General features: G+C 68.4%; 20 protein-coding genes. 10 read left to right on the top strand and 10 right to left on the bottom strand.

Annotated features, from left to right (window positions below):
• Positions 1-9: 9 nt before the first annotated feature.
• Both OD997_RS01010 and OD997_RS01005 read right to left on the bottom strand, forming a co-directional pair.
• Complete coding sequence (locus tag OD997_RS01010; protein WP_434329969.1) at positions 10-1,494, bottom strand: sensor histidine kinase; 1,485 nt, start codon at positions 1,492-1,494, stop codon at positions 10-12.
• Between the two features lie 24 nt (positions 1,495-1,518).
• Positions 1,519-1,905: an Rv3235 family protein gene (locus OD997_RS01005; protein WP_434329968.1), complete on the bottom strand. Its 387-nt coding sequence runs from the start codon at positions 1,903-1,905 to the stop codon at positions 1,519-1,521.
• Positions 1,906-2,033: 128 nt separating this feature from the next.
• Here OD997_RS01005 and OD997_RS01000 point away from each other — a divergent pair, with 128 nt between their 5' ends.
• Positions 2,034-2,645 carry a hypothetical protein gene (locus OD997_RS01000; protein WP_434329967.1) on the top strand — a complete coding sequence of 204 codons (612 nt, stop codon included), beginning with the start codon at positions 2,034-2,036 and terminating at the stop codon, positions 2,643-2,645.
• Here the strand turns inward: OD997_RS01000 and OD997_RS00995 are convergent.
• On the bottom strand, positions 2,633-2,914 hold the full coding sequence (locus tag OD997_RS00995; RefSeq protein ID WP_434329966.1) for a helix-turn-helix domain-containing protein: 282 nt from the start codon (positions 2,912-2,914) through the stop codon (positions 2,633-2,635). The two genes, OD997_RS01000 and OD997_RS00995, sit on opposite strands and share 13 nt — an antisense overlap.
• Before the next feature lie 97 nt (positions 2,915-3,011).
• On the opposite strand from OD997_RS00995, the gene OD997_RS00990 reads away from it, so the two are divergent.
• Positions 3,012-3,635 carry a hypothetical protein gene (locus tag OD997_RS00990; protein ID WP_434329965.1) on the top strand — a complete coding sequence of 208 codons (624 nt, stop codon included), beginning with the start codon at positions 3,012-3,014 and terminating at the stop codon, positions 3,633-3,635.
• A complete protein-coding gene (locus tag OD997_RS00985) occupies positions 3,632-4,873 on the top strand; it encodes an AAA family ATPase (RefSeq protein WP_434329964.1) in 1,242 nt (413 codons plus the stop codon). The genes OD997_RS00990 and OD997_RS00985 overlap by 4 nt, the downstream gene beginning before the upstream one ends.
• Here OD997_RS00985 and OD997_RS00980 read toward each other — a convergent pair.
• Complete coding sequence (locus OD997_RS00980) at positions 4,797-6,023, bottom strand: pyridoxal phosphate-dependent aminotransferase (RefSeq protein WP_434329963.1); 1,227 nt, start codon at positions 6,021-6,023, stop codon at positions 4,797-4,799. The genes OD997_RS00985 and OD997_RS00980 overlap by 77 nt on opposite strands.
• A 71-nt stretch (positions 6,024-6,094) precedes the next feature.
• The gene (gene secA, locus OD997_RS00975) at positions 6,095-8,902 is read right to left on the bottom strand and encodes a preprotein translocase subunit SecA (protein WP_434332310.1); all 2,808 of its coding nucleotides are present in this window, start codon (positions 8,900-8,902) and stop codon (positions 6,095-6,097) included.
• 164 nt (positions 8,903-9,066) lie between these two features.
• Here secA and OD997_RS00970 point away from each other — a divergent pair, with 164 nt between their 5' ends.
• Both OD997_RS00970 and OD997_RS00965 read left to right on the top strand, forming a co-directional pair.
• Positions 9,067-9,669 (top strand): PadR family transcriptional regulator, encoded by a 603-nt coding sequence (locus OD997_RS00970; protein WP_434329962.1) that lies wholly within the window; start codon positions 9,067-9,069, stop codon positions 9,667-9,669.
• A gap of 63 nt (positions 9,670-9,732) precedes the next feature.
• Entirely contained in the window at positions 9,733-11,073 is a 1,341-nt protein-coding gene (locus OD997_RS00965) for a hypothetical protein (RefSeq protein WP_434329961.1), read from the top strand.
• Between the two features lie 65 nt (positions 11,074-11,138).
• On the opposite strand, the gene hpf is transcribed toward OD997_RS00965, so the two are convergent.
• From hpf to mtrA, 5 genes are all read right to left on the bottom strand, one after another.
• Positions 11,139-11,795 (bottom strand): ribosome hibernation-promoting factor, HPF/YfiA family, encoded by a 657-nt coding sequence (hpf, locus tag OD997_RS00960; protein WP_434329960.1) that lies wholly within the window; start codon positions 11,793-11,795, stop codon positions 11,139-11,141.
• Between the two features lie 94 nt (positions 11,796-11,889).
• Complete coding sequence (locus OD997_RS00955; protein ID WP_434329959.1) at positions 11,890-12,576, bottom strand: ComF family protein; 687 nt, start codon at positions 12,574-12,576, stop codon at positions 11,890-11,892.
• Between the two features lie 122 nt (positions 12,577-12,698).
• Positions 12,699-14,417, bottom strand: a complete 1,719-nt coding sequence (locus OD997_RS00950) for a GerMN domain-containing protein (RefSeq protein WP_434329958.1) — start codon at positions 14,415-14,417, stop codon at positions 12,699-12,701.
• Positions 14,414-16,093, bottom strand: coding sequence for an MtrAB system histidine kinase MtrB (gene mtrB / locus OD997_RS00945; RefSeq protein ID WP_434329957.1), 1,680 nt, complete (start codon positions 16,091-16,093; stop codon positions 14,414-14,416). The genes OD997_RS00950 and mtrB overlap by 4 nt, the downstream gene beginning before the upstream one ends.
• A gap of 7 nt (positions 16,094-16,100) precedes the next feature.
• Entirely contained in the window at positions 16,101-16,781 is a 681-nt protein-coding gene (gene mtrA, locus OD997_RS00940; protein ID WP_056308458.1) for an MtrAB system response regulator MtrA, read from the bottom strand.
• Between the two features lie 96 nt (positions 16,782-16,877).
• Between mtrA and OD997_RS00935 the strand changes: the two genes are divergently transcribed.
• The 5 genes from OD997_RS00935 (at position 16,878) to OD997_RS00915 (ending at position 22,482) form a co-directional block, all read left to right on the top strand.
• Complete coding sequence (locus OD997_RS00935) at positions 16,878-18,317, top strand: glycerophosphoryl diester phosphodiesterase membrane domain-containing protein (protein WP_434329956.1); 1,440 nt, start codon at positions 16,878-16,880, stop codon at positions 18,315-18,317.
• Complete coding sequence (locus OD997_RS00930; RefSeq protein ID WP_434329955.1) at positions 18,314-18,955, top strand: DUF4129 domain-containing protein; 642 nt, start codon at positions 18,314-18,316, stop codon at positions 18,953-18,955. Before OD997_RS00935 ends, OD997_RS00930 begins: the two co-directional genes overlap by 4 nt.
• Positions 18,952-20,145 carry a DUF4350 domain-containing protein gene (locus OD997_RS00925; RefSeq protein WP_434329954.1) on the top strand — a complete coding sequence of 398 codons (1,194 nt, stop codon included), beginning with the start codon at positions 18,952-18,954 and terminating at the stop codon, positions 20,143-20,145. Before OD997_RS00930 ends, OD997_RS00925 begins: the two co-directional genes overlap by 4 nt.
• 105 nt (positions 20,146-20,250) lie before the next feature.
• Complete coding sequence (locus tag OD997_RS00920) at positions 20,251-21,174, top strand: AAA family ATPase (RefSeq protein WP_434332309.1); 924 nt, start codon at positions 20,251-20,253, stop codon at positions 21,172-21,174.
• Positions 21,175-22,482: a DUF58 domain-containing protein gene (locus OD997_RS00915; protein WP_434329953.1), complete on the top strand. Its 1,308-nt coding sequence runs from the start codon at positions 21,175-21,177 to the stop codon at positions 22,480-22,482.
• Positions 22,483-22,505 lie beyond the last annotated feature (23 nt).

Below are 22,505 nucleotides of genomic sequence, written 5' to 3'. Positions count from 1 at the left end.
CCGGTTCGCCTACTTGGTCAGCCAGCGGAGCGGGATGTCGATGACGACCTCGGTGCCCCCGCCGTCACTCCCCCGCCATTCGATCGAGCCGCTGAGCTCACCCTGGATGAGAGTCCGGATGATCTGCGTTCCCAGTCCCTGACCGATCCGCCCCTCGGGCAGACCCTTTCCGGTGTCTCGGACCGTGACCCGGAGGTTCTCCTCGGTGCGATGCGCATCGATCGTGACCATGCCCTCCTGCCCTGCGAGGCCATGCTCGACCGCGTTCGTGACGACCTCCGTCAGCGCGAGCGCCAGCGGTGTCGCGTACTCACTCGGCAGCACCCCGAAACGACCGGTCGACTGTGTGCGTGCGCGGGTGTTCGGCGCCGAGGCGACCTCGGCCACAAGCTTCAGCACGCGGTGGAATACCTCGTCGAAGTCGACCTTCTGGGTCAATCCCTGTGCCAGGGTGTCGTGCACGACGGCGATCGAGTCGACGCGGCGCATCGCCTGGGTCAGAGCGTCGCGGGCCTCATCGGAGTGCGTGCGCCGAGCTTGGATGCGCAGCAGCGATGCCACCGTCTGCAGATTGTTCTTGACGCGATGGTGGATCTCACGGATCGTCGCGTCCTTGGTGATGAGCTCCTGCTCCTGGTGGCGGAGCTCGGAGACGTCTCGGCACAGGACGATGGCGCCGATGCGCGTGCCGTGGTCCTTGAGCGGGATCGCCCGCAGCGACACCGTGACGCCTCGCGCCTCGATGTCGGTGCGCCACGGAGCGCGCCCCGTCACGACCACCGGCAGCGACTCGTCGACCTGACGAGACGGCGGCACGAGTCGTGTGGTGACTTCGGCGAGGGATTCTCCCTCGAGTTCGTCGTCGAAGCCCATGCGATTGAAGGCCGAGAGGGCATTCGGGCTCGCGAAGGTCGTGATGCCGTCGACGTCGATGCGGATCAGACCGTCCGACGCGCGTGGGGCGCCGCGTCGCGGCGAGGTCGGCGCCGCCGGGTCGGGGAAGCTGCCGTCGGCGACCATGCGGAAGATGTCGTTCGCGCACTCGTCGAAGGTGATCTGCTGTCGCGACGGCGTACGCGCCTCACCGAGGTTCGTGTGTCGGGTGACCACTCCGATGACGGCGGCCGGATGGTCACGACCGTGACGCTCGTTGACGATCGGTACGGCCCGCACTCGCGTCGGTGTCTCCTCGAACCAGTCGGGAGACGAGGAGTCCACGATCTCCGCGGACTCGAAAGCGCCCTGGACCTGCGTGCGCCACTGCGGACGCACCCGCTCACCCACGATGTCGCGGTAGAACAGCGTCGCCGCGCCACTCGGACGAGCGTGCGCGACCGCGATGAAAGAGCTGTCGTCCGTCTGGACCCAGACGACGATGTCCGCCGAGGAGAGGTCTGCGAGGAGCTGACCGTCGCCGGCGAGCCGATGCAGCCACTCGACATCGTTGTCGGTCAGGCGACCCTGGGCATGGGCGAGATCACTGAGCGTTGACACCCCACCAGCCTAGAGTGCGTGTGCTCAGAGAACGGCCAAAGACGTCGCTCGCCACCGGCGGTCCAGACCCTCGAGCCGTATCGCCACCGCCCGCGTGCGTCCGGGCCCGGCGACGACCACGACGGCCTCGACCTTGCCGTCCACCGGTTGGGTCACTCGGATGGAGAGTATCTCGAAGGACGGGCGCGCAGGCGAGACCCCCCTCGCGCTGCGCGCCCTTGCCGACAGATTCGCACGCGTCACCAGACTCCGGTATGCGTCCTCGTTGAACCAGCGTGCGAGCTGATCGACTTCTCTGACCCCGGCGAGAACCTCGAGCACGCCCTGCGTGAGGCTCCGCAGCAGCGGTTGCGGGTCCGGAAGCTCTGCGCTGGACGTGGGCTGGGGCGCGAAGTACTCGTGAAGCGTCATCTGTGGCACTCTCGATCGGGGAAGACTGCGGCAAGTAGAGCACGCGCTCCCAGGCCGCTCTGGCCGAATCCGACATCTATGTGGATAACTCGTACATGCTCGCGCCGACATGACCTACGGTGGGGCGCGTGCACTGGGACCGACTGTTCGAAGACCTCGAAGGCCAGCTCGCTGCCGAATGGGAAAGCGAGCGCGCGGCGCTCGACGCCGAGTCCGAGCGACTGAGGGTGTCCCGGCTCGAGCTTCGAAGTCGGCTCAGAGTGCTGTGCGCCGCGTCCGCGCCGGCGACCATCGATCTGCCCGGGGGCGCGCGCATCCGGGCGCGCCTGCATTCTCTGGGCTCCGACTGGGTCGCGGCCACGATCATCGAGGCGGATGAGACGGGCGCGGCCCGCTCGACACGCATCCTCCCGCTGCATGCTGTGCGGGGTCTCAGCGTCGATCACGGCCTGCTCCTGTCCAGCCTGGACGACTCCGACGCCGCAACCCCGGTGCTCCGCGAGCGCATGTCGCTGGGTTTCGTCCTTCGAGATCTCGGTCGTCGTCGAGTGCCGGTCCGAATCATCAGCGTCGACGGCTCCGACTTCCACGGCACCGTCGACAGGGCCGGCGCGGATCACCTGGACATCGCGCTGCACGACCCGGGCGAACCGCGCACGACGCAGGCGGTGCGCGGGTTCCGCATCATCCCGTTCGCGGCGGTGACGTCAGTGCAGACGGTAGGAGATCACATGCCCTGACTGTTGTGGGGCGTGCCCCACACCTCAGGAAAGCTGGCCTCGTTCGCCTGGCGCCACAGCGCCATCCGTCGCGCCTCCTCGGACTGCTCCGCGAGATACTCCGAAAGGCTCGACTCCTCGATTCGCCACCGCGCCGGAGAGCCGAGCTGTGACCCGCGCAGACGCCCCTGGTAGACGAGCTCGATGACCTCGTCGACGTCGATGCTCAGGAGCTCAGCCACCTGCGCAGGCGCGAGGTGCCGCTGCGCGGTCGGGGACGAGTCAGGCATCCTCCCATTGTCCCCCCACTGTCAGGATCCGCCACCACCGGGACGGCGCTGTGGATAAGTCTCGAGCCGACGGAACGAATTCTGTGACCATGTCGACATGCACAAGTTCGCCCGTCCTCGTCGAGCCGTCTGGGGCGATGCCCGTTTCCTGGTCGGCATCGCACTCGTCCTCCTGTCGACCGGCGGAGTGTGGGCCGTCGTCTCTTCAGCGGGCGTGACGACACCGGTGCTCCAGGCGAACCGAACGATAGTCCGGGGCGAGGCGCTCGTCTCCGGAGACTTCCGGATCGTCGAGGTCGGTCTCGGCGCGATCACTGATCGGTATCTCGCCCCGCAGGACCTCCATCCGGGGCAGGTCGCCTCCCGCACCGTCGCCGAGGGCGAGCTCATGCCCGGCGATGCCGCGGAGGACGCGGACGCGGACAGGACCACCACGATCGTCGTCGAGAGCAGCACCGGCGTCCCCGCAGAAGTCGCCGCCGGAAGCGTCGTGGAACTGTGGCACGCACCTCCTCTCGACGGCGGGGGCGCGGCCCAGGACTTTCCTCGCATCCTCGTGCCCGAGGCCATAGTCGCAACTGTCACCCGGACCGACGGGATGCTCGCCACCGACGACACCACGGTGGAGATCGTCATCGATCGCACGGAGGTCGCGGAGGCGCTCGCAGCGATCACCGGGGGCTCGGTGCTGTCCGTGGTCCCGATCGGAGCCGGCTCGTGACCTCGGTCGTCGTGGCGATACCCGCGGCGCGGGCGGCAGACTTGGCGTCCGAGCTCGAGATCGAGGGCATCGACGTGGTCGCCATCGTGCCGCCCAGCGGCATCCTGCCGCTTCCGAAGGGGGTGGATGCCGCGATCGTCGCCGCCGCTCGTGCCGTTCTGACGCCGGACCTGGTCGCGGCGTGCGACCGGGCCGGTGTGAGGATCATCCCGGTGGGCGACGGGGACAGCAGAGTGCTCGCCCGGTACGGCCTCGCTGTCGCGTTGCCGGCCGATGCGAGTGGCTGGGAGGTGGCCGGCGCCCTGGCTGCGGAGGTTCCGGCTGCCGCCGCCGGCGCGCACTCCGCATCGCATCGAGTATCCGTGGTCTGGGGTCCCTCCGGAGCCCCCGGGCGCTCGACCATAGCGATCCAGTTGGCAGTCGAGCTCAGGCGGAGCGGCCGCCGGACTGCTCTGGTCGATGCCGACACGGTGGCGCCGTCACTCGCGCTGCTCCTGGGGCTCGCCGATGACGCTCCCGGTATCGCAGCCGCGTGTAGACGGGCAGATCTCGGCGCGCTGGACTCCGCAGAACTCACCCGACTGGCGACCGTGCTCGCCACGAGCGCGGGTGAGATCGACGTGCTCGGCGGGATCAATCGGCCGGGGCGATGGCCGGAGCTCGCAGCTCACCGTCTGCAGGCGGCACTCCGCGCCTGCCGCATGTGGGCGGAGGAGACCGTCGTCGACGTCTCGAGCGCGTTCGATGCCGATGACGAGGCCACGTTCGACCTCGCCGGTCCACGCCGTCATGCCGCGACCGTCGCAGCGCTGCAGGAGGCCGACGAGATCATCGCCGTCGCGGCGGCGGACCCTCTCGGTATCAGCCGCTTCATCCGAGAGCATGCCGAGCTGCGACGGCTCACCGCGCCCGCGTCGGTACGGGTCCTGGTCAACCGGGTGCGCCCCGGCCCTCTCGGCATCGATGCCCGCGGACAGGTCCGACGCACCCTCGAACGGTTCGCCGGGATCACCGACGTCACCTTTCTGCCGTTCGATCAGCGCGCTGCCGATGCCGCCCTGCTCCATGCGCGACCGATGGCGGACCTCACCCCGCGTTCCTCGCTGGTCGCCGGAGTGCGCCGCTTCGCGTCGGCGCACTCCCCGGCCACGACGGAGTTCGCTACTGCCGGTAGCTCGAGAGGAAGTTCCCGAGGCGCTCGACGGCTTCTGCGAGCACGCGCGGTTCGGGAAGGGTGACGAGTCTGAGGTGATCAGGGGTCGGCCAGTTGAAGCCCGTCCCCTGAACCAGGAGGATGTGCTCCGACACGAGCAGGTCGTAGACGAGCTTGGCATCGTCTCTGATCTCGTGGACGTTCGGGTCCAGGCGCGGGAACGCGTAGAGGGCGCCCTCCGGCTTGACGCAGGACACACCGGGAATCGACTCGAGCCCCTCCCAGGCGATGTCGCGCTGCTCGTGCAGCCGACCGGTAGGGGCGATGAGCGAGTCGATCGACTGCACACCGCCGAGTGCCGCCTGCACCGCGTACTGTGCCGGGACGTTGGGGCAGAGCCGCGTCGAGGCGAGAAGAGTGATCCCCTCGAGGAATCCCTTGGCGTGCGACTGCGGGCCGGTGATCACGAGCCAGCCGGAACGGTAGCCGGCGACGCGATATGTCTTGGAGAGGCCGTTGAACGTCAGGCACAGGAGGTCGGGCGCCAGCGTAGCGGTCGGGATGTGAACGGCGCCGTCGAACAGGATACGGTCGTAGATCTCGTCGGAGAGCAGCAGCAGCTGATTCTCGCGAGCGATCTGCACCATCCCCTCGAGCACCTCGCGGGAGTAGACCACCCCCGTCGGGTTGTTGGGGTTGATGATCACGAGCGCCTTGGTGCGCGGGGTGATCTTGGAGCGGATGTCCTCGAGATCGGGCTGCCAGCCGTTGTCCTCATCGCACAGGTAGTGCACCGGGGTCCCGTCGGCCAGGCTCGTCATCGCCGTCCACAGCGGGTAGTCGGGTGCCGGGATGAGAACTTCGTCGCCCTCGTCGAGAAGCGCCTGCATCGTCATCGTGATGAGCTCGGACACGCCGTTTCCGAGGAAGACGTCCTCGGGGTCGAATCGAGGGAACCCCTCGATCTCCTCGTACCGGCTGACGACGGCACGACGAGCGGAGATGATGCCCTTGCTGTCGCTGTACCCGTGAGCCGTGGGAAGGGCTGCGAGCATGTCGTGGACGATCTGGTGGGGCGCCTCGAACCCGAAGATCGCGGGGTTCCCCGTGTTGAGCTTGAGGATCCGGTGGCCTTCTGCCTCGAGCCGCGCCGCCTCGACGAGCGTGTTTCCACGGATCTCGTACAGGACGTTCTTGAGCTTCGACGACTGGTCGAAGTGGCGCGTTGGTGTCATCGGCCAAGCCTACAGCGACAGAAAGAGGGGCCGGATCCACTCGGATCCGACCCCTGGTCGACGCGTCGCGCCTACTTCTTCTTCTTGCCCTGAGCTCGGCGCTGCTCACGGTTTCCCGCTGCCGGTGCCGCCCCCTCGGTGCGCTGGCCGAAGGCTCCGCGCGCAGCCTGCTCGGGTTCGGCCGCCTCAGCCGGCGTCTGCCGGGCCGCAGCGGCCTGGCGCAGCTTGTCGGTCGCCGCCTGCTGCACCTGACCGCGATCGTTGCGGACCTCGACCTCGCCGGCGTCGTTCGCCGCAGAGTACTCGAGGCGCTGCTCGCCGCCGCCGTCCGCCAGACCCTTGGCCTCGACCTCGGCTGTCTGCGAGTCGCCCGCACGGCGGACCTCGACCTCGAGGTTGTAGAGGTATCCGACGGACTCCTCCTTGATCTGGCCCATCATCGACTGGAACATCGCGTAGCCCTCGCGCTGGTACTCGATGAGCGGGTCGCGCTGCGCCATGGCCCGCAGGCCGATGCCGTCTTTGAGGTAGTCCATCTCGTAGAGGTGGTCGCGCCAGCGACGATCGAGCACCTGCAGCACGACTCGACGCTCGAGCTCACGGGTGGCCGCGTCTCCGAGCGACTCCTCGCGGGTCTCGTAGGCGATCTTCGCGTCCGACAGCAGCTCGCGAGTCAGACCGTCCGCAGTGATCCCGCCCTTGCGGCCGGCTGCCTCGGACACGACCTCGTCGATCGTCACACTGACCGGATAGAGCGTCTTGAGCTCGGTCCAGAGCGCGTCGAAGTCCCAGCTCTCGTTGTGACCCTCGCCCGTGTGGTCGCGGACGACGCCGCTGATCGCGTCTTCGATGAAGTGCTGCACCCGATCGGCGATGTCGTCGCCCTGGAGGATGTGACGGCGGTCGGCGTAGATCGCCTCACGCTGTCGGTTCAGGACGTCGTCGTACTTGAGGACGTTCTTGCGCATCTCCGCGTTGCGGGACTCTACCTGCGACTGTGCGCTGCGGATGGCGCGCGAGACGAGACCGGATTCGATCGGGACGTCATCGGGGAAGTTGGTGCGCGCAAGGATCGCCTCCGCAGCTCCGGACTGGAACAGCCGCATCAGGTCGTCGGTCAGGCTCAGGTAGAAGCGACTCTCACCGGGGTCCCCCTGACGGCCCGAGCGACCGCGCAGCTGGTTGTCGATACGACGGGACTCGTGGCGCTCGGTGCCGAGGACGTACAGACCGCCGGCCTCGATGACCTTCTCGGCTTCCTCGGAGACGACGGCCTTCATGGCCTCATACGTCTCATCCCACGCGATCTCGTACTCCTCAGGCGTCTCGACGGGGTCGAGTCCCTTGCCCTTGAGCTCCTGCACGGCAAGGAACTCGGCGTTTCCGCCGAGCATGATGTCGGTTCCACGACCGGCCATGTTCGTCGCCACGGTCACGGCGCCGAGGCGGCCCGCTCGAGCGACGATCTCGGCCTCGCGCGCGTGATTCTTCGCGTTGAGGACCTCGTGCTTGACGCCCTTCTTGGCGAGGAGCCGCGAGAGGTACTCGCTCTTCTCGACGCTCACCGTGCCCACGAGCACCGGCTGGCCGTTCGAGTGGCGCTCGGCGATGTCCTCGACGACCTGCGCGAACTTGGCGGTCTCGTTCTTGTAGACGAGGTCGGACTGGTCCTTGCGGACCATCGGCCGGTTCGTCGGGATCGGGATGACCCCGAGCTTGTACGTCGACATGAACTCGGCCGCCTCGGTCTCGGCGGTACCCGTCATGCCGGCGAGCTTGTCGTACAGGCGGAAGTAGTTCTGCAGCGTGACGGTCGCGAGCGTCTGATTCTCGGCCTTGACCGGCACGGCCTCCTTGGCCTCGATCGCCTGGTGGATGCCCTCGTTGTAGCGGCGCCCGACCAGGATGCGGCCCGTGTGCTCGTCGACGATCATGACCTCGTCGTTCATGACGACGTAGTCGGTGTCCTTCTTGAACAGCGCGAGGGCCTTGATCGAGTTGTTCAGGAACGAGATCAGCGGCGTGTTCGCGGACTCGTAGAGGTTGTCGATGCCGAGGTAGTCCTCGACCTTCTCGATGCCGGGCTCGAGAACACCGACGGTGCGCTTCTTCTCGTCGACCTCGTAGTCCTCGCCGGCCTCGAGCGTGCGGGCGATCTTCGCGAACTCGGCGAACCAGCGGTTCGCCTCGCCCGACGAGGGACCCGAGATGATCAGAGGCGTACGAGCCTCGTCGATGAGGATCGAGTCGACCTCGTCGACGATGGCGAAGTAGTGCTCGCGCTGGACGAGGTCGTCCTTGCGCCACGCCATGTTGTCGCGGAGGTAGTCGAAGCCGAACTCGTTGTTCGTGCCGTACGTGATGTCGGCCGCGTACTGCTCACGGCGCACGGCCGGAGTCTGGCCCGACACGATGATGCCGGTCGACATGCCCAGCGCACGGTACACGCGGCCCATGAGCTCGGCCTGGTAGCTCGCGAGGAAGTCGTTGACGGTGATGACATGGACGCCCTCGCCCGCGATCGCGTTGAGGTAGGCGGGGAAGGTCGCGACGAGCGTCTTTCCCTCACCGGTCTTCATCTCGGCGATGTTGCCGAGGTGGAGCGCTGCCCCACCCATGATCTGCACGTCGTAGGCGCGCATGCCGAGTGTGCGCTTCGCCGCCTCACGGACAGCGGCGAACGCCTCGGGCATCAGCTGATCGAGGGACTCGCCCTTGGCGAAGCGCTCGCGCAGCTCGACGGTCTCGTTGCGCAACTCGTCGTCGGTGAGCTTGGAGATGTCCTCTTCCAGCGCGTTGACCGCCTTCACCACCTGGTTCAGGCGACGGATGACCCGCCCTTCACCCGCGCGCAGCAGCTTCTCAAGAGGATTGGCCACAGATGTCATCTCCCTGTCGATGGTTCCGGCGGCGCCGCTGGTCGGGCGCGCGCCAGGCATACCTTGCCATGTTACCTGTCCGTGACCTGCACGTCGTCTGCATGGCGAACCCGCTTCGCGTTTCCGAGTATGTATATATTGATCCACGACACCGGGAGGTACACATGTCGGTACGCCAGAGCCTGCTCGCGATCCTCGCGCAGGGTCCGTGTTACGGCTACCAGCTGCGTCATGAGTTCGACCGGCGCACGGGCTCGGTCTGGCCGCTCAACGTCGGGCAGATCTACAACACACTCGAGCGCCTCGAACGGGACGGGCTCGTGGATCGTGGCGACGCTGACGCGCAGGGTCACGTCTACTGGGAGATCACCGAGGCCGGGATGACGGAGGTCGACCGCTGGCTCGCAGCACCCGTGGAGCGGGGTCTGGCAACCAGGGACGAGCTCGCGATCAAGCTGGCGGTCGCTGCGACGCTTCCCGGGGCGGATGCCGCGGACGTGATCGCAACGCAGCGCGTGGCCTCTCGACGTCATCTCGGGACACTTCGCGACGTCAGAGATTCGCGGGAGGACGACACACCTGAAGGCCTCGCCTGGTCGCTCGTCGTCGATTCGATGATCTTCGCCGCCGATGCCGAGCTGCGCTGGCTCGACCATGTGCACGGCCGCCTCGCCGAGCATCCGGAGCACGCGCTCGCGCTCGAGCTGACGGCCGACCGCCCCAAGCGCGGGCGGCCGGCGCGTCCGTCCGTCGTTGTCCTCGCCTGATCGACGTTCGCCTGGAGCGGATGCACAGCCAGCACTCTCGTTCGGGAAACTAGGATCAGTCCTATGGCTGGAATATGGGGCAGACGCAAGCGCGAACAGGAAGAACTGGCCGCACAGGATGCCGATCTGGCACGCCGTGCCGAGCAGGCGCTCGTCGCTGCGGACGAGCGGATCCGGAGCACATCCGACGAGCTGGCGTTCGCTGAGGCCGAGCTCGGGGGCCAGCTCACGGGAGATCTGAAGAAGGCGCTGAGCGCGGTGCGCACGCATCTTCGCGAGGCCTTCCAGATGCATCAGCTGAATCACGACGAGATCCCCGACACGGCAGAAGAGCTGCGAACCCGCAACGCGCGCATCGTCCAGCTCTGCGACTGGGCGCAAGATCTGCTCGATGAGAAGACATCCGACCTCGCCGCCTCCGTAGCGAAGGTCCGCCGTGCGCCGGAGGTCATCGCCCAGGTGCGCAAGGACGCCGCCGAGCTGAGTTCCCGCATCCCTCACACGAACGAGACGGTCGCCCGTCTTTCCGCGCGCTACGCGGACTCGGCGATGCATCAGATCACCGCCAGCGCCGCCGAAGCAGAGCAGCTCATCGCCTTCGCCACACACGGAGCCGCGGTCTCCGAGCGACGCCGTGCGGCCAAGCAGAACGAGGAAGCCAACCTCGCCCTCGAGACGGCGACCGAAGCGACGCGGCGCGCGTCCGCGCTGCTCGACGCGGTCGAGGATTTCCAGATCGAGGCTCTGCGTGCGGAATCGACGCTCGCCGAGGTCGTCGCCGACTCGCGGGGCGACCTGATCGCCGCGCGCACAGCGCCGCAGGTTCCTGCCGTCGCCACGGCCGTGACCGCTCTGCAGGACGCCCTGAGCGCGCTCTCCCCCGCAGGCTCCCCCGGCGACCCGTTCGCCGAGCTGTCGCAGCTCCGCGAGGCGAACACCGCTCTCGACGATGCGATCGCCACGGCGCGCCACCGCGCAGAGCACCCGCTCCCCAGCATCCAGCAGGTGCAGCACGCGATCGACGACGCCGACCGCCAGCTCGGCGTCGCCCGCGGGCTCATCGCCGGTCACAGAGGCTGGATCGGGGCGGACGCCCGCACCCGGCTCGCCGAGGCCGAGCGCCTCCGCGTGGATCTGTCCGATCTTCTTCCTGCCGAGGAGACCCGCGACGAAGCGCTCGCGAGCGCACGACGGGTCGCACACCTCGCCGCTGAGGCACTGCAACTCGCCCAGCGCGACATCGACTCGTCCCGCCCGCAGGATCAGGGCTGGGGCGGTGGCGGCGACGGCTGGGGTGGCGGCGGCTGGAGCGGCGGCGGGCGACGAGGCGGCGGTGGAGACATCGCGTCCGGAATCCTCGGCGGCCTTGTGATCGGCAGCATCCTGGACGGTATCTTCGACTGACGCGCACGGCGCAGACGCGAGAACGGCCCGGCTCCTTCAGGAGCCGGGCCGTTCTCGCGTCAGTCTCAGGAGGCGAGGGCCTCGGACGGCGGCGCCGCCGTCTCGAGAGCGATCACGCCGTAGTCCCAGCCCTTGCGTCGGTACACGACGCTCGGGTGATCGGTGCGCACGTCGACGAACAGGAAGAAGTCGTGTCCGACGAGTTCCATCCGGTCGACCGCCTCTTCGACGGTCATCCACTCGGCACCGAAGTTCTTGGTGCGGATGACGACGGGCGAGTAGACCTCTTCCTCGTCGTTCTGAATGGGCACTGCACCCGTCGCGACTGCGCGAAGCACGTCGACAGAGGCCGGCTGGACATCGATGCCCTCCAGCGCTCCGCTCTCTTTCTCGAAGTGCGCTCCGCGGGGATGCTGTCGGCCGTCGACTCGCTTCTCCTTGGCCCTGCGCAGCTGCTCGGCCATCTTGTCGACCGCGAGGTCGAGGGCGACGAACTTGTCGCCGTCTGTGGCCTCCGCACGGACGACCGGCCCCTTGCTGACGAGTGTCAGCTCGACCGTTTCGTCGGGCACATGCCCATTTCGGTACACCCGATGGGTGACCTTGACATCCAGTCGTTGCGCCCGCGACGCGAACGTCTGGATCTTGGCGATCTTCTCCTCGACAACGGTGCGGAATCGGTCGGTGATACCCACCCCGACGCCAACGATGCTCGTTTCCATTGCTGCCTCCTTGTCCCGGTCCTCCCGGCCAAGGGCGGACCGTGGTCGCCTTGTGACCCCCAACGGTAGTCCGCCTGACCGCGGATGTCACGGGTCATTTCCTGCGTGTCCCCGATGCGTTCGCATTCCGTTCGCTGTGACGTGGTGTGGCGGCCAGCGCGAGCGCCGCGAGCACGTGGAAGCCGGCGATGCGGAGCGCCCGCTCGGCCTCATCGAAGGTCGCACCCGTGGTGACCACGTCGTCGACGAGCACGACGGCGCACCCCTCACCAGGCCGCCGTACGCGCATGGTGCCTCGCACGTTCCGCGCCCTGCTCTCGGCATCGAGCCCCCGCTGGTCCGTGCTCCGACCACGCGCGCTCAGCAGCCTGGAGGGTGCAGCCCCCGCCCGGCGGATCAGGAGATCGGGAACTCGGTAGCCTCGTCGCCGGTATGCGGCGCTCGTCGTCGGAACGGGCACCACGAGGACGGATTCTCCCGGCGACTCCGCCAGCACCTCGCGGAGCAACACGCCGAGCGCCTCCCCCAGCGGACGGGCGAGCGCGGTCTCGCCCTCGTCCTTGACCCGGCGGATGCACCGGGCTGCGACCGACTCGAAGGACATCGCGGCGCGCACATGCAGACCGCCCGGCGAGGTCCACTCGCGAGGCGCGGCTCGAAGGGCCTCCCGACACGACGCGCACAGCATCGTCTCGGGCTCACCGCAGCCTGCACACGACGCCGCGAGCAGCAGGGTGAGCATCTCCGTTCCGACAGAGCGGACGGGGGCGAGCGAGAGCATCCGTCTATCCTCGCCGCACGGCGTCGCCGGGGAGCACTCGGCCGGTCCGGTCACCGGTCGTTGTCAACAGCTCAGCTCTTTCGGAGGGCTGTGCAGAAGAGACGGTCGTGCGGAAGAGAAGGTCAGTGCCCCGCCCTGGTGGCCAGCAGTGTGACTCCGTCGATCGACTCGCTCCACGCGGAACCGCTCCGCGCGAACACTCCGCCTTCGGCACCGAGCACCCGCACGCCCGCCGGCGCACGGGACCCCGCGATCGAGACGGCCCCCGTCGGAGCGACCTCGGACGTGCCCGGCCCTCCCACGATCTGCGTGAGGACCATCCGGTCATCGGGGTCGGTCAGCAGCCCGAGACGGTCGGCACCCAGCCAGACGAGCCCGCTGACCCCGCCGTCGAGCTGCGCCAACGGCTCAGCGGGACCGAGCTCGGTCGGCACGCCGGCCTCGTCGCGGACGATCGCGGAGACGACGACCCAGCGCTCACCGCCGATCACGACGACCGCTGCAATGCGAGCGCCGTCTGCGGAGACGCGCACGGCGGAGATCGACGAGGCATCCGGCCATGCGCCGGTGATCGCATGCGGAGACACGTCACTGCCGATCGCCTGAAGTGCCGACGGCGCGTTGGACGGCACGGACCAGGTGTAGTCGAAGGGGTCCATGGACGGGCGGATCAACGACGCCCTGGCGTCGAGCTCGTTGAAGCCGTCATCGCCCGTCACGTACACGTGCCCGTCGGCGAGAAGAACGGCCGCGTGCGAACCGTCGATCGCGACATCGATCGCGCTGATGGGCTGGGTGGCGCCGAGGATCTCCTCCGACACCCCCGGGATCGGTGTGATCTCGCTGCCGACGAGTGCGCCGAACTCGCCGTCCTTCAAGACGAGGCTGCCCGCATCCGCCGGATCTTCGATGACCCTGACGACGCCGGCGTCCAGGGTGCGGCCGTCGACGCTGAACCTGACCTGATCGACCTGCACCCCAGCGGCGTCCAGGGTCGCCTGCAGCTGCGTGCGCATACGGGCGAGCGTCGTCGCATCGAGGCCGAGGGCCGCGCGATTCAGCGCGACGTCGGCGACCTGATCGGTGTCGATCGGCACGGCGTCTCGGGCGAGCTGCACACCCTGCGGGAAAGCGCTCTGGACCGCCGGGTCGAGCCACGGGCTCGGCGCTCCGCCGATCAGGGATTGTGCGATCGTGGTGGCGATCGTGGCGCGGCGGGGGAACCACCGCACGTCGGGGACGAGTCGCTCCCACGTCTGGTCGTAGTACTGCAGCGCGTAGTCGTCGTACACCCGCGAGAACCGGGACTCGTCGATCACGACACCGTCGGGGGCCTCCGCGATGCGCCACTGCCCGTCCTCGAACACGACGACGAAGGCGGAGTTCGAAGCCCCGAATGCCTCGGAGTACGCTCCGGTCGCGTCGACGCTCGCGACCTGATCGAACCTGACCCTCACCTCGGCCGAGTCCCCGTCACGGGCATCCACACCGTCATCGACACTCGAGGTGAAGGAGCGCGTGGCCCCGCTGATGTCTATCGATACGCCGGTGTTCGGGCGCCAGGTCGATGCGAGATCGGGCGTGAGGAACTTGCGTGCGGTGTCCCAGTTGTCTGCCGGAGTGATCGCGGCCTCCATGAAACCCTCGACGATCGCCGCCGGTCCCGCACCCTCAGCGGGGCCCGAGGCGAGTGGGAGGAAATCCTGGTCTTCGGGCGATGCACCCAGCGCGAGCCCCGGCTGCACATCCCCCGTCGTGGGAAGACCAGAGCAGGCGGAAAGGAGCAGAGCGGCTGCGACGACGGCCACCCCGCGCAGCACGCGTCGATTCCGCGAGATCATTCGAGGCTCCCTCGGTCGAAGAGCTCGGCCGGAAGATCGGCGAGCTGGATCGGCTGCGTGGCGTCACCGATCTCGCCCAGCGAATCCTGGGGCTCGAGGAGGATCGGCGACGGCCCGTCCGGCGCATCGCCTCGGCGCGGGAGGGTGAGCACGAAGTTGGTGCCGACGCCGAGCTCGGACCACACGCCGAGCGACCCTCCGTGCAGGGTCGCGTCGCCGAGGGCGATGGAGAGCCCGAGGCCCGTGCCTCCGATCGTGCGCTGACGAGACGGGTCGGCCCGCCAGAACCGGTCGAACACGCGCTCGGCATCCGCCGGGTCCATGCCCAGTCCGAAGTCCCGGACTCCCGCTGCCACCGCATGCTGATTGCTGTCGACGGTCACGACGATGGGACGACCCTCGCCATGCTCGATCGCGTTGCCGATCAGGTTGCGGAGCACTCGCCGCACGCGGCGTGGGTCCATGTCGACCGGAGAGTATCCGCCTGGCGCGACGAGGCGCAGTTCGCTGCCCCGCCCGTCGGCGAGCGGCTGCATCTGCTCGATGATGTCCTCGGCGAGGTGCGCGAGACTCGTCGCCTCGAGTTCGAGCTGCACGGACCCGGCGTCATAGCGGCTGATCTCGAGCAGGTCCGACAGCAGCGTCTCGAAACGCTGCACCTGGGTATGCAGGAGCTCCGTGGTCCGTGCGGTCGTCGGGTCGAACTCCCCGCGCTGATCGTTCAGCATGTCGGCCGCGAGCCGGATGGTCGTGAGCGGCGTCCTGAGTTCGTGCGACACGTCGGAGACGAACCGCTGCTGCACGAGGGAGAGCTCGCCGAGCTCCTTGATCTGCGACTCGATGCTGTCGGCCATCGCATTGAACGAACGCCCCAGCGTCGCGATCTCATCTTCGCCGTGCACGTCGATGCGCACGGCGAGATCACCCGAAGCCAGGCGCGCACTGGTCTCGGCGGCCTCGACGATCGGGGTAGAGACCGTGCGCAGCACGACGAACGAGATCGCGGCGACGATCGCGATGAGCCCGATGCCGGCGATCCACAGAGTGCGCTGCACGAAGGTGAGTGTGTTGTCGGCGTCCGCGAGGTCGTAGGCGAAGTACACCTCGAAAGGTCCGGCCTCGGGCACCTGGAGCTGCTGCCCCACGATGACCCCGGGCACCGCGCGACCGTCGACGTCGAGCGACGCGGACTGCCAGGACTGCCAGTCGTCGAACTTCACCACCCGGTTCCGGAGGGCGGGGCTGATGCTGTTGGCGCTGAGGCCGGCGGTGAAGCCGTTCAAGGACACGGCCGCCGCGTCGCCGTCGACCCGGAATCCGGCGAGCCCCTCCGCGGTCGAATTGCGGCCGAGGTCTTCCTGCACGCTGTCCCACAGCTCCCGCAGCGCTGCGGGGTCATCCCCCAGCGCTGTGGCGTCGAGCGTCGTCTGCGCCTGGTTCACCGAACGCGCCGCATCTTCGAGCGCCTCGTTCTTGCGCGATTCGAACAGGTCGTTCTGGATCACGAGCGCCATGGTCACACAGGTGATCAGGATCGCGGTCGAGGTGAGGAGCAGCGTGATGGTCAGCGTCCGGAAACGCAGGGAACGTCGCCAGAGAGCCCTGGTCACGGTGGGCCAACCGCGCCAGTCGCGGATGACAGCGACCGCCGTGGTGGTCGCTGCGGTGGCGGCCATGGTGCGCTTAGCCCGCGCTCCCGGCGCGGTAGCCGACGCCACGCACCGTCATCACGATCTTGGGGTTGTCCGGGTCGAGCTCGACCTTCGCGCGGAGCCGCTGGACGTGCACGTTCACGAGGCGAGTGTCTGCCTTGTAGTGGTAGCCCCAGACCTGCTCGAGCAGCATCTCGCGCGAGAACACCTGCTGCGGCTTCGAAGCGAGGGCTACGAGCAGCTGGAACTCGAGCGGCGTCAGAGCGATGGGGGCCGTGCCCCTTCGCACCTCATGCGCGTCGACGTCGACGGTGAGGTCGCCGACACGCAGCTGCTCTCCCACCGTCTGAGGCGAGGGGCGCAGACGAGTGCGGATGCGGGCGACGAGCTCCTTCGGGTTGAAGGGCTTCACGATGTAGTCGTCCGCGCCGACTTCGAGGCCGCGGACCACATCGGCCGTGTCGCTGCGAGCGGTGAGCATGATGACGGGGACTCCGGACTCGGCGCGGATCCGTGCGCAGATCTCGATTCCGTCCATGCCGGGGAGCATCAGGTCGAGCAGCACGAGATCGGGACGCTGAGTGCGCCACTCCTCGACGGCCCGTGCACCGTCGGCGCAGAACACCGGCTCGAAGCCCTCCGTGCGCAGCACGATGCCGATCATCTCGGCGAGCGCGGTGTCGTCGTCGACCACAAGAATGCGTGAGGTCATAACTGTTACCTTATGGCACTCAGTACCACGACCCCCATGTCTACGCGCCCGAGCGGTGTTGTGACACGATGGGAGCGCACGACGGAGGGAGTGCCGGTGAGCGGCCAGACGTGGACCCCTGCCCCCAAGAAGGGCATCATCCCCCTGCATCCCATGACGTTCGGGATGCTGTTGACCAGGTCGTTCGCGGCGCTGCGTCACAACCCGAAGGTGCTGTTCGGTTTCGGCGTGGTGATCCAGTTGGCCGTGGTGGTGCTCAGCGCCACGGTGATGGGCTTCGTCTTCGTCACGACGTTCACTCGACTCGAATCGCTGTCTGCCGCCTCGCCCGACTTCGAGGCCGTGTTCGCCGGCACCATCGCGATGAACATCGTGGCCGGCATCGCCGTGGGTCTGGCATCCATCGCCTTCACCGCGCTGATGCAGGGCGTCGTCGCCGCCGAGATCGGTTTCGCAGCGATCGGGGTGAAGGCCACCCTCGGGACTCTCTGGCGCAAGATGATCCCGTCGTTCTGGCGACTGGCGGGCTTCGCCTCACTCTCGATCATCTTCGTCTTCGGCATCATCGTGATCGTCTTCCTCGTGATCGCCGGCTTCATCGCCGGCGGGCTCGGAGGCTCCGCCGAGGCCATCGGCGGGATCGTGATCCTCGTGGTCCTGCTCGTGTTGGCGACCATCCCCCTCGTCGTCTGGCTGACGACGAAGCTGCTTCTGGTCCCCTCGATCCTCGTTCTCGAGAGGGCGAAGTTCCGCGACGCGTTCGTGCGGTCGTGGCGCCTGACGCGTGGCCGGTTCTGGGTCGCCTGGGGTGTCACTTTCCTGATCGGCGCCATCATGGGCGTCGCGATGCAGGTCGTGAACCTGCCCGTCTCGCTGGTCGGCTCGATGCTCGGTTCGGTGATCGCGCCGACGGGGTCAGCGGACACCGCGTCGGTCATGGCGTTCGTCTTCGCCCTCCTCGCGCCGCAGATCCTGCTTCTCGTTCTGCAGGCGATCACCCTCGTGGTGCAGAGCAGCGCGGGCACCCTCGTGTACCTCGACAGCCGGATGCGCTACGAAGGCCTCGACCAGGCGCTCATCAGCCACGTCGAGCGCCGCGATCTCGGATGGACGGACGACCAGCTCGGCGACCCGTTCCTCGTCGACCCCGAGCGGGCCGTGTCGAGCGCTCCGCCGCCGAAGCAGGTTCCCGAGTGGGCGATGATGACGCCGACGGGCTACGAGATGCAGCCGTACCCGGGGCAGCAGTACGGCGGACAGGCGTATCCGGGACAATACCCCGCACCCGCAGCGCCGCCGCACCAGGGACAGCCGTACCAGGGACAGCCGTATGCCGCCCCACAGTACCCCGCTCAGCAGACTCCTCCACTGCCGCCCTATGCTCAGCAACCGGCCGCACCCCGGCCGCCTGTCACACCCCAGCCACCTGCCGCGTTCGCACCTCCACCCGCGTACTCCCCTCCTGCCGTGCGTCCGTCCGAGTCCCCTGACTCGACCTGGGCCGCACCCGGCACGGGCGGCGAAGGGTCGGCATGATCCGCCCTCTCGACGACGTGCTCATCCCCGACGGGGAAGAGGCACGGAAGTGGGCGGAGCAGGAGCTCTCCGACCCGCGCTACGCCGATGCGAAGCCCACCTGGTTCGACAACCTCGCGCGCGACATCGGACGATTCCTCGCCGATCTGTTCACCTCCGACAACAGCGCGAATGTCGGCCCCTCGGCGTTGATCATCGTGAGCATCATCGTGTTCGGCGCGCTCGTCGCTGCACTGATCATCTGGGGGCGTCCGCGTCGCGCGCAGGCCGTGCGCCGCGGACGAGGGGATCTCCTCGGTGCAGACGACGACCGATCCGCGACGCAGCTCCGCGCCGACGCCGAGCGGTGCGCGCGGGCAGGCGATTGGGACGAGGCCACGATCCTGCGGTTCCGCGCGCTCGCCAGAGGGCTTCTGGAGCGGGATCTCATCGACCCCTCCCCTGGAGCGACCGCGCAGGCGATCGCCCGAGAGGTCTCCGTCGTGTTCCCTGTCGAGACGATTCCCGTCCGTGACGCGGCGGTCTCCTTCGACGATGTGCGCTATCTACGGCATCCCGCCACCGAGTCGAGCTATGCCGAGCTCGCCGCGACCGACGATCGTCTGAGTGCGCTGCGACCGGAGACGGTGAACGCGTGACCGTCATCGAACAGCCGAGTGCGTCGGCATCGACCGCAGAGCGTACTCCGCGCGGTCGACGTCTGAAATCCCTTCTCGGTTGGGCGATCGTCGTCGCGCTCGTGCTCGGAGGCGTGTTCGTGGCGACCCAGGTCGCCGTCCGCATGCCCGATCAGCGTGGGTCGCTCGATCCTGAGAGCGTCAGCGACTCCGGTGCGATGGCGCTCGCCCAGATCCTCGAGGACCAGGGTGTCGAGGTCTCGGTCTTCCGCTCCCGCACCGAGGCGCGCGCAGCACTCGACGAGAACACCACTCTCGTGATGGCCAACCCGTACACGCTGTCCGACGACGGCATCACCGAGCTGATCGCCCCCGCCGACAGGGTCGTCTTCCTCTCGAGCAGCACGCACCTTCTCACCCTCCTGCGCATGGGCGACAATGCCGCAGCGGACTCGAGCCCCGTCGAGGCTGACTGCAGCGTCCCCGAATTCGCCGACGTCGGCACGATCCGTCCCGACCGTATGTTCGCCCCGGCTGACGGCGTCGAAGGATGCTTCGGCACCGACGATGCCTCGGCCGTGCTCGTCGACGAGGACGACGGTGCGACGCGCATCGTCGTCGAAGGCGCACGTCTGTTCAGCAACGCCTACCTCGCGGACGACGGAAATGCCGCACTCGGACTCGCTCTGCTCGGCCAGACGAACCGCGTCGTCTGGTACGTCCCGAGCTTCAGCGACACGGACATCGAGGGCAAGACGCCCGAGAGCCTCGGCTCGCTCACACCGGGCTGGGTGACGCCGGCGATCCTGTTGCTGATGATCGCCGGGCTCGCGGCCGCACTGTGGCGGGGCCAGCGCTTCGGGCCGCTCGTCGCCGAGACGCTTCCCGTGACCGTCCGCGCTTCGGAGACGATGCACGGGCGCGCCCGGCTGACGGCGAAGGCGGGTGACGCCGCACACGCGTCTGAAGCCATCCGCGACGGGAGCAGACGCAGGCTGGCGCGCAGACTCGGACTCGCCGTGAATGCGACAGCGGAGGAGATCGCGGATGCCGCATCGGACCGCCTCCGGATCCCGCGCGGCACTCTGCATGAGCTTCTCGCGGGTCCCTCTCCCACTGACGATCCGTCGCTGGTCGACCTGGCGCGTCGGCTGCAGGAGCTCGAGAGCGCCGTCGACGACTCCACCACCGTCGATCGGAGACCGGAATGATCCCCCGACCGTTCCCCCGAACAACCGCCGTCCACCCATCCGAACGGAAGCCGAGGACACCACGTGACCGCTGAGAACTTCAACGACGCCGAGCTGCGTCAGGCCATGCACCGCGTGCGCACCGAGGTCGACAAGGCCGTCGTCGGCCAGGCGGGCACGGTGACCGGTCTGCTGGTCTCGCTGCTCGCACGAGGGCATGTGCTGCTCGAGGGGGTGCCCGGTGTCGCCAAGACCCTCGTGGTCCGCTCTTTCGCTCGCGCGCTGGGCCTCGACACGAAGCGGGTGCAGTTCACGCCCGACCTGATGCCGGGAGACGTGACCGGGTCGCTCGTCTACGACGCGCGCACGGGCGAGTTCGACTTCCGTGCGGGCCCCGTGTTCACGAACATCCTGCTCGCCGACGAGATCAACCGCACTCCTCCGAAGACTCAGGCCGCTCTGCTGGAAGCCATGGAAGAGCGCCAGGTGTCGGCGGACGGAGTCAGCCGTGCACTTCCCGATCCGTTCCTCGTGGCCGCCACCCAGAACCCGATCGAGCATGAAGGCACCTACTCGCTACCCGAAGCGCAGCTCGATCGCTTCCTGATGAAGCTGGTCGTCGGCATGCCCGAGCGCGACGCGGAGGTGTCGGTGCTCCGCAAGCATGCGTCGGGCTTCTCGCCCCGCGAGCTCACGGGTGTCGAAGCCACCGTGACCGCGGACGAGATCCGTGCGGCTCAGGCCGCAGCCGGACGCGTGGAAGTGACGGACGACGTGCTCGGCTACGTCGTCGACCTCGCCAGGGCGACGAGGCAGTCGCCCTCCGTCGAACTCGGCGCGAGCCCTCGTGCCTCGACCGGTCTGCTCGCCGCTGCGAAAGCCTGGGCCTGGCTGAACGCGTCGTCAGCCGTCACTCCCGACCACGTGCAGACGATGCTCGTACCGGTCTGGCGCCACCGTCTGCAGCTGCGCCCCGATGCGCAGATGGAGGGCGTCTCGGCCGATGCCGTCCTGACCTCGGTCGTGCAGCAGACCAGGGTGCCGATCTAGGTGTTCGTCACCGGCCGTCTCACCCTCGCCGTCGCCGTCGGCATCGTCCCGCTCGTCCTCGCCGGCCTCGCGGGCTATCCGCCGTACGCCGCGCTCGGCGTCTGGGTGGGACTCTGCGTTCTCCTGATCGCGCTCGACGTGCTGCTGGCTCCCAGCCCGCGCTCGGTCGTCGTGACCAGGCGCGTGCCGACGCGCACCCGGCTGGGTGAGCTCGTGCCGGTGAGCGTCGCGCTCCAGAACCAGGGCCCTCGTACACTGCATGCGCTGATCCGCGACGCGTGGCAGCCGACGGCCGGGGCGGTCGAAGGTCGTCAGCGTGTCAGTGTTCCCTCGGGCGAGCGTCGCCGTGTCTCCTTCCCGCTTCTTCCTCGACGCCGAGGCGAGCTGTCGAGCGAGTTCGTGATGATCCGCTCCCGCGGACCGCTGGGGATCGCCGGCCGACAGGCGCGTCACCGGGTTCGCGGGACCATCCGCGTCCTCCCGGCCTTCTCGTCGCGCAAACATCTGCCTTCTCGGCTCGCACGCCTGCGCGAGCTCGACGGCAACACCAGCATCCAGGTGCGCGGTCAGGGTACGGAGTTCGACTCGCTCCGCGAGTACGTGCGGGGCGACGACGTCCGGTCGATCGACTGGCGTGCCACCGCTCGCGCCGGCACCACGATGCTTCGCACCTGGCGTCCTGAGCGCGACCGCCACGTCGTGATCATCATCGACACCGGCCGCACGGCCGCCGCGCGCGTCGGAGACGGGACCAGAGTCGATGCCGCGCTGGAAGCGTCGCTGCTGCTCGCCGCGCTCGCCGCGCGTGCCGGCGACCACGTGCACCTGCTGATGTACGACCGTGTCGTGCGCGCACGCGTCACCGGCGTGGAGGGCACCGCTCTCCTGCCCGCGCTGACCGACGCGATGGCGCCTGTGCATGCCCGTCTCGTCGACACCGACTGGCACGGCGCATTCGCTGCGGTGCGCACGCTCACGACGCGCCCCGCACTGATCGTCGTGTTGACGGCCCAGGATGCCGCCGAGTCCGCCAGAGGGTTCCTCGGCGCCTTCCCGGATGCGTCTCGGGCGACATCGATCCTGGTGGGGTCGGTGACCGACGACGGCATCGCCGACCTCGCGCGGCAGCGCGGTTCGCGCGAGGAGATCTATCTCGCGGCTGCGGCGGAGCGGACGATGCGAGACGCCGAGAACGTCGCGGATGCCGTCCGGCGCGCCGGCGGCGAGGCGATCGCCGCAGACCCCGATGCCCTGCCCCCGCGGATCGCCGACAGGTACCTCGAGCTGAAAGCCGCCGGCAGGCTGTGAGCACCTTTTTCGGAGGCAGGAAG

It is taken from the genome of Microbacterium sp. CGR1 (assembly GCF_051062835.1).
Classification (GTDB): Bacteria; Actinomycetota; Actinomycetes; order Actinomycetales; family Microbacteriaceae; genus Microbacterium.
The sequence above is the reverse complement of the archived record's forward strand: the minus strand, read 5'-3'. Positions and strand labels throughout refer to the sequence as shown.